At 41.8% G+C, this 6406-nt stretch carries 4 protein-coding genes; 3 read left to right on the plus strand and 1 reads right to left on the minus strand.

The genetic code is table 11. The features are described from left to right. A partial coding sequence (locus IJT21_11645) for a glycosyltransferase family 2 protein (GenBank protein MBQ7578904.1) occupies positions 1-730 on the plus strand: 730 nt, incomplete at its 5' end. Between the two features lie 23 nt (positions 731-753). Here IJT21_11645 and IJT21_11650 read toward each other — a convergent pair. Next, positions 754-1239 carry a prepilin-type N-terminal cleavage/methylation domain-containing protein gene (locus IJT21_11650; protein ID MBQ7578905.1) on the minus strand — a complete coding sequence of 162 codons (486 nt, stop codon included), beginning with the start codon at positions 1237-1239 and terminating at the stop codon, positions 754-756. Between the two features lie 233 nt (positions 1240-1472). Here IJT21_11650 and IJT21_11655 point away from each other — a divergent pair, with 233 nt between their 5' ends. Further along, positions 1473-4022 (plus strand): calcium-translocating P-type ATPase, PMCA-type, encoded by a 2550-nt coding sequence (locus IJT21_11655; protein ID MBQ7578906.1) that lies wholly within the window; start codon positions 1473-1475, stop codon positions 4020-4022. A gap of 381 nt (positions 4023-4403) precedes the next feature. Beyond that, positions 4404-6406: DUF3536 domain-containing protein (locus IJT21_11660; GenBank protein ID MBQ7578907.1), on the plus strand; the 2003-nt coding region annotated here is incomplete at its 3' end.

Genomic DNA, 6406 nt, shown 5'->3' on the forward strand with positions numbered 1-6406 from the left:
GCCAGAATTATATATAATTGCTCCCGCATACAATGAATCACAAAATATTTTGCAGTTTATCGAAGATTGGTATCCAGTTATAGAGCGTCATAATGCAAATAATTTATCCAGACTCGTAATAATCGACGACGGAAGCAAAGACGACACTTATAAAATTTTGCAGGATTCAGCGCGCGGAAAAAATTTATTACTCCCATTGACAAAGAAAAACGGCGGACACGGTTCAGCTTTATTGTACGGCTATAAATATGCAATCGATAACGGAGCAGAATTTATATTTCAGACTGACTCGGACGGTCAGACTCTAGCGTCAGAATTTGAGTCCTTCTGGGAACAACGCAATAATTATTCTGCGATTCTCGGTAAACGCCCAGACAGGAAAGACGGAGCCTCACGCAAATTTGTCGAGAATACTTTACGAATGATTCTGCGCGTAATTTTCGGAGTCAGAGTCCCCGACGCAAATTGCCCGTTTAGATTAATGCGTTCTGAACTAGTCGCAAAATATATTGACAGAATGCCCAAAGATTTTAACTTGCCAAATGTCATGTTAACGACTTATTTTGCATATTACCGCGAGAAAATAAATTTTTGTGATGTAACGTTCAGACCTCGTCAGGGCGGAGTCAATTCAATCAATATCAGGAAAATTATCAAAATCGGCATGAAAGCTGTCAAAGATTTCTATATGCTGAAAAAGAGTCTCACTCAATGCGAGAGAAGCTCATAAAATGTTTTGCTGATTAAATAATATTAACGAACCTTTATAGCTATATGTGTGTTAGCTGCAACATTTGTGTAGATTGTATCTGTAACAGTATCGGCAGCAGTAGCAGCATAAATTCCAGTAGTACCGGCTCTAGCGGCTATGTTATCTTTTATTGCGCTGCTGTCAGTGTTTGAGAATGCATAAACAATATACCATGTATCGGTGGCAGGAGCAGTACCGGCGACCTTCAATACACTGTAACTAGAATTTTTTATAGCGTCGTCAGTTGTGTTAATATCCTCTGCAACCACTTTACGTAATGTGTCTTTATCTGTCCAGTTTTTATCGCCGTTTTCCAGATAGTCTACTATTGCAGCTTTCTTCATAGTTATAAGATTACCGATAATTGCTGAAGCCTTTGCGTTATCATTTGCACTTGTAGTCGTTATTGACATCATAGCGCTAAGAGTCCCGATAATAACAAGCACGATTAATAATTCAATGAGCGTAAAACCTCGGCGGTTAGTCATGATAAAAAGTTCCTCCTTTACAATTTCGCGAAAAGTTATAATCAGGCGCAATAAAACTAGTTACGACTAATTAAACTATTATAACGCTTTCGATTGCAGATATAGCAAATGCACTTGAATAGCAATAAAAACTTTTCATTAATGTCGCCGCAAAATTAATCCGGGTGAGAATCGATGCACTTTGCGTTATAATCACTGTAATTATTTATTCTCAGACAGGAGGAATTATTTACATGATCGAAATCAAGGGCTTAACTGACTCCGAAGTACACGCAAGCCGCGCTCAGTACGGTTCTAACACGTTGACGGAACTTCCGAGAGAGACACTCTATCAAAAATTTCTAAGCTCTCTCACCGATCCGATGATTATTATTTTATTGTGCGCACTCGTTATCCAGCTTGTATTATTCTTTATGGGACGTGCGGAATGGTTTGAGCCGGTCGGGATTCTAATCGCAGTCTTAATCGCGTCGGGAGTCTCTTCTTACACCGAATATCAGCAGGAAAATAAAGCCTCGGCACTCAAAGCAGAACAGGAAGCCGGAGAAACTACAAAAGTTATCCGCAATGGCAGCACTCATGAAATTCACGTCAGCGAAGTTGTCAAGGACGATATTATTTACTTGCAGGCAGGCGACAAAATCCCCGCAGACGGAATCATAATCGACGGTGCAATAAAAGTAGATCAATCCGCACTTAACGGCGAAACAGAAGAAGCTGACAAGATTCCAGACTCAAAGAATCAAAGCTATGACGTGAAAGACTTGCTAAATAAATTTTATGCTTATCGCGGCACAGTCGTATGTTCGGGCGAGGCTTATATGAAAATTTTAGTTGTCGGCGATAAAACTTTATTCGGCGGACTTGCTCTCGAAGTTCAGGAAGAAACACGCAAGACTCCTTTACAAGTCAAACTCGGCAAACTAGCGCAGCAAATTTCAGTTTTCGGCTATACAGGTGCAGCAGCAATTATAATCGGAATATTAGCAAGAACTCTCATAACCGGTAATGCACCCGGAGATTTTTACGGCTGGCTGAGACTTCTTGTTGACGCTATAACAGTAGCAGTTACTATTGTAGTGTGTGCCGTCCCTGAAGGTTTGCCCATGCTTACGTCAATGTTGATGTCGTTCCAGTCCATGCAGATGGCCGGCGATAATGTTTTAGTGCGCAAGTTGAACGGACTCGAGACTGCCGGAAGCCTAAATATTTTATTCAGCGACAAAACCGGAACTATTACAGAAGGAAAATTAAGCATCGCAGAAATTGCACTTCCTGACTCAAAAGTTTATGACTCTCTCGACAAAGTACCGGACTCAAGCATTGACGATATTTTAATCGGTGCAGGAGTCAATAACAGTGCAAGAGTCGGCGATAATTCAGTAATCGGCGGTAACAGCACGGATCGCGCTTTAATGGCGTTGTTCATGAGTGATAGTAAATTACTCGACAAAATTGCAAAGTTTGAACGCGACATAAAAGAGTCTGAAGCCTTCAACTCTGATAAAAAAATGTCAAGCGTTACCCTCAATGACGGCAGAATTTACTACAAAGGCGCACCCGAAAAAATTATCCCTCAATGCGTCAACATCACCAGCAAAACTAAGCTCGATAAATATATTAACGCTCAAGCAGACAGGGCAATGCGTTTATTAGCAGTCGCAAAGGATTCAGACGAGGGAATGCAGTTAATCTGTGTCTTGAGTATTCGCGATAATGTCCGCAAAGAAGCAGTCGAAGCCATTAAACGTGTGAGAAATGCCGGGATTCAAGTCGTTATGGTAACAGGAGACCGCAAAGAAACAGCTATAGCAATCGCAAAAGAGGCCGGATTAATCACTAAGCCAGAAGAAATTGCTATGACAAGTGCTGAAATGGCCGAGAAGAGCGACTCGGAATTAAAAGCGTTATTACCAAATTTGCGGGTTATCTCGCGTGCGTTACCTTCAGATAAGAGCAGACTCGTAAAAATTGCGCAGGAATTAAATTTAGTCGTCGGCATGACTGGAGACGGAGTAAATGACTCTCCTGCACTGAAAAAAGCTGATGTCGGCTTTGCAATGGGTTCGGGAACTGAAGTCGCAAAAGAAGCCGGAGATATTACAATTCTTGACGACAATTTTAAATCAATCGCTAAAGCAATTCTCTACGGGCGCACAATGTTCAAGAGTATTCGCAAATTTTTAGTATTCCAGTTGACTGTCAATGTCGCAGCGGTGTTAATATGTTTCTTGGGGCCGTTGTTCGGACAAAATGTAATCTTGACAGTTATTCAGTTATTATTAATTAATTTAGCAATGGACACTTTAGCGGCTATAGCGTTTGGGTCAGAACCTCCGAGAGAAATTTACATGAACGAGAAGCCCATACCAAGAGACGAAAATATTATCACGCCTACAATGTTCAGCGAAATTTTAACGGGAGCAGCTTATATTACGTTTATATGTCTTGCTGTGTTGTTCCTGCCTCCTGTCAGAAAATTATTTATGAGCGATGATATTATTTATTTGCGGACGGCATTATTTGCGGTGTTCATGATGTCAATTACGTTTAACGGGCTTGGGATGGCCTCGTCGAAAAATTGCGTGTTCGTGATGTTATTTATTTTCGTGCTGCAATATATATTTATTACGTTCGGCGGGGATGTCTTGAACGTTCATGCGCTGACTTTGGACTCATGGCTTAATTGCTTTGTGCTGTCGTTTATGATTATTCCTGTGAGATTACTGGCAAAGAATCCGCAGATTTTCACGGCTTTATATGACAAGCTGCACAAGGAGTAAAATTTTTATTGAAGCCGATACCCTTCATTCGCGCGACTCATGGGCGGGGAGGTTAAATGCAGCAAATCTGCATTTTTTGTAAGGGGGGACGGGCTTTTGGAGTCCTCCCTTACAATTTTTGCGTATATAGTAAATGCACTTGATATAGACGTGTATTGACGCACAAACAGCACCGATTGTAAAAATGTTTACGGCCATTATTCATAAACAACGCTTTTAATTTTTCCCCCGCGCTGGATGAGTAGTTCCCACCCACCCACCCGAATACGTTTATCCCACGCACAATGAAAAAATTTTATCGCGCAAATACACAGACACTGCGAATAATAACGGGTATAATGTAAAACAATAAATTTATTCTAGTGAAGGGAGATGTTTTTTTTGCCGCGCTATATATGTATTCACGGACATTTTTATCAGCCTCCGAGAGAAAATCCTTGGCTCGAAACCGTAGAAATTCAAGAAAGCGCATCACCTTGGCACGATTGGAACGCAAGAATTTCTGCCGAGTGTTACAGCCGTAATGCAGCATCAAGAATATTAAATCAACAGGGAGATATTATAAAAATTTGCAACAATTACGCCCGAATGAGCTTCAATATTGGCCCGACTCTTTTAACGTGGCTCGAAGAAAATGATCCCCTATGTTATCAAGGCATACTAGACGCAGATAAAGCAGGCATTAAAAAATTTTCCGGTCATGGCCCCGCAATGGCACAAGTCTATAATCATATAATTATGCCTCTCGCATCACGACGCGACAAAGAAACTCAAGTCAAATGGGGTATCGCAGATTTCAGAAAACGCTTTAACCGAATGCCCGAAGGTATGTGGCTCGCTGAATGTGCAGTAGATACAGAGACTCTCGAAGTCTTAGCGGAAAACGGAATATTATTCACTGTTTTATCACCGTGGCAGGCTAAATCAGTGCGGGCTATAGGCTGGGGCGGCTGGCAGGACGTTAGCGGCGCAAAAATTGACACAACTTGCGCATATAAATGCAATTTACCTTCAGGACGAAGCATATCACTATTTTTCTATGACGGCGTATTATCGCAAAAAATTGCGTTCGGAGGCTTACTCGATGACGGCGGAGAATTTGCACGGGAATTAATAAACGCTCACACAGAACCAGGCAGACCCGTTTTATCTCATGTCGCAACAGACGGCGAATCATACGGCCACCATCACAAATACGGCGATATGGCGTTGTCTTACTGCTTGAACACTCTCGATAACTCAACAGAAGCAAGACTCACAGTTTACGGAGAATTTCTCTCGTTCTATCCTCCTGAGAGCGAAGTAAAAATTATCGAAAACTCTTCATGGAGCTGTGCACACGGAGTCGAACGCTGGCGGAGTAACTGTTCTTGCGGGACTGGAGAGCCGAACTGTTCGCACGAATGGCGCAAACCTTTACGCGACGCAATGAACTTTTTGCGTGATGAACTTGCAAAATTATACGAGTCAAGCGATTTATTAATTGATCCGTGGATTGTGCGGGATAGATACATTGATGTAATTCTTGACAGGAGCCCCGAAAACGTTGATAAATTCCTGAAGGCAAACGCAGCAAAAAATAATTTAACTCCAGACGAACGAATCAAAGCTATATCATTACTCGAAATGCAGAGAAACGCGCTTTTAATGTTCACATCGTGCGGGTGGTTCTTTGACGAAATTTCACGCATTGAGCCCGTGCAGATTATGCGTTATGCCGCAAGAGCAATAGAACTCGCAAAACTTTTATTCAACGTCGATTTAGAGCCGGAATACTTGAAAATTTTAGCCCAAGCTCCCAGCAACGTCCACGCATTGAAAGACGGCGCAAAAGTTTATGAATTGCAAGCTAAACAAGGACGCGCAGATTTAAAGCAAATGGCCGCATATTTCGGTATTAATTCACTATTGAGCGACTACAGAACCGAATTTTCCGAAGGCTGCTGGGATATGTCCGGCACTGCTGAAAGACTCGGCGGTGAAATCGCAAATTTTTCGGCCGGCACTGTTCACGTTAAATCACGAATTACAGGCGTTGAAGGCGATTATATTTTTGCAGTACACAAGAATCACCCTAAGAAGGAAAGCAGCCTAATATCATGCGGAATTTGCGAATATGACCAAGACTCGCAAGTAAATGCGCAGGAATTGCAAGCACTATTTGAGAGTCCAGACCACGAGAAATTATTATTTGACAAATTCGGCTATGACCAGTTTACGTTAAATAATATCCCGTCGAACGCAAGACACAGAGTCATTTATGAGCTCTTACAGCAGGATATTCACAGACTCGAAGACAGCTTGCGGGGCATTGTTGATGATTATGATCAATTACTCGAATATTTGACTCTCTTAGGAACAAAACCGCCCGCAATTATCACGAC

This window comes from Synergistaceae bacterium, assembly GCA_017443945.1.
Classification (GTDB): Bacteria; Synergistota; Synergistia; order Synergistales; family Aminobacteriaceae; genus JAFUXM01.

Excerpts from the sequence above, each read along its gene's own strand:
- IJT21_11650 (MBQ7578905.1), bottom strand. The coding sequence starts at position 1,239 with ATGACTAACCGCCGAGGTTTTACGCTCATTGAATTATTAATCGTGCTT.
- IJT21_11655 (MBQ7578906.1), top strand. The coding sequence starts at position 1,473 with ATGATCGAAATCAAGGGCTTAACTGACTCCGAAGTACACGCAAGCCGC.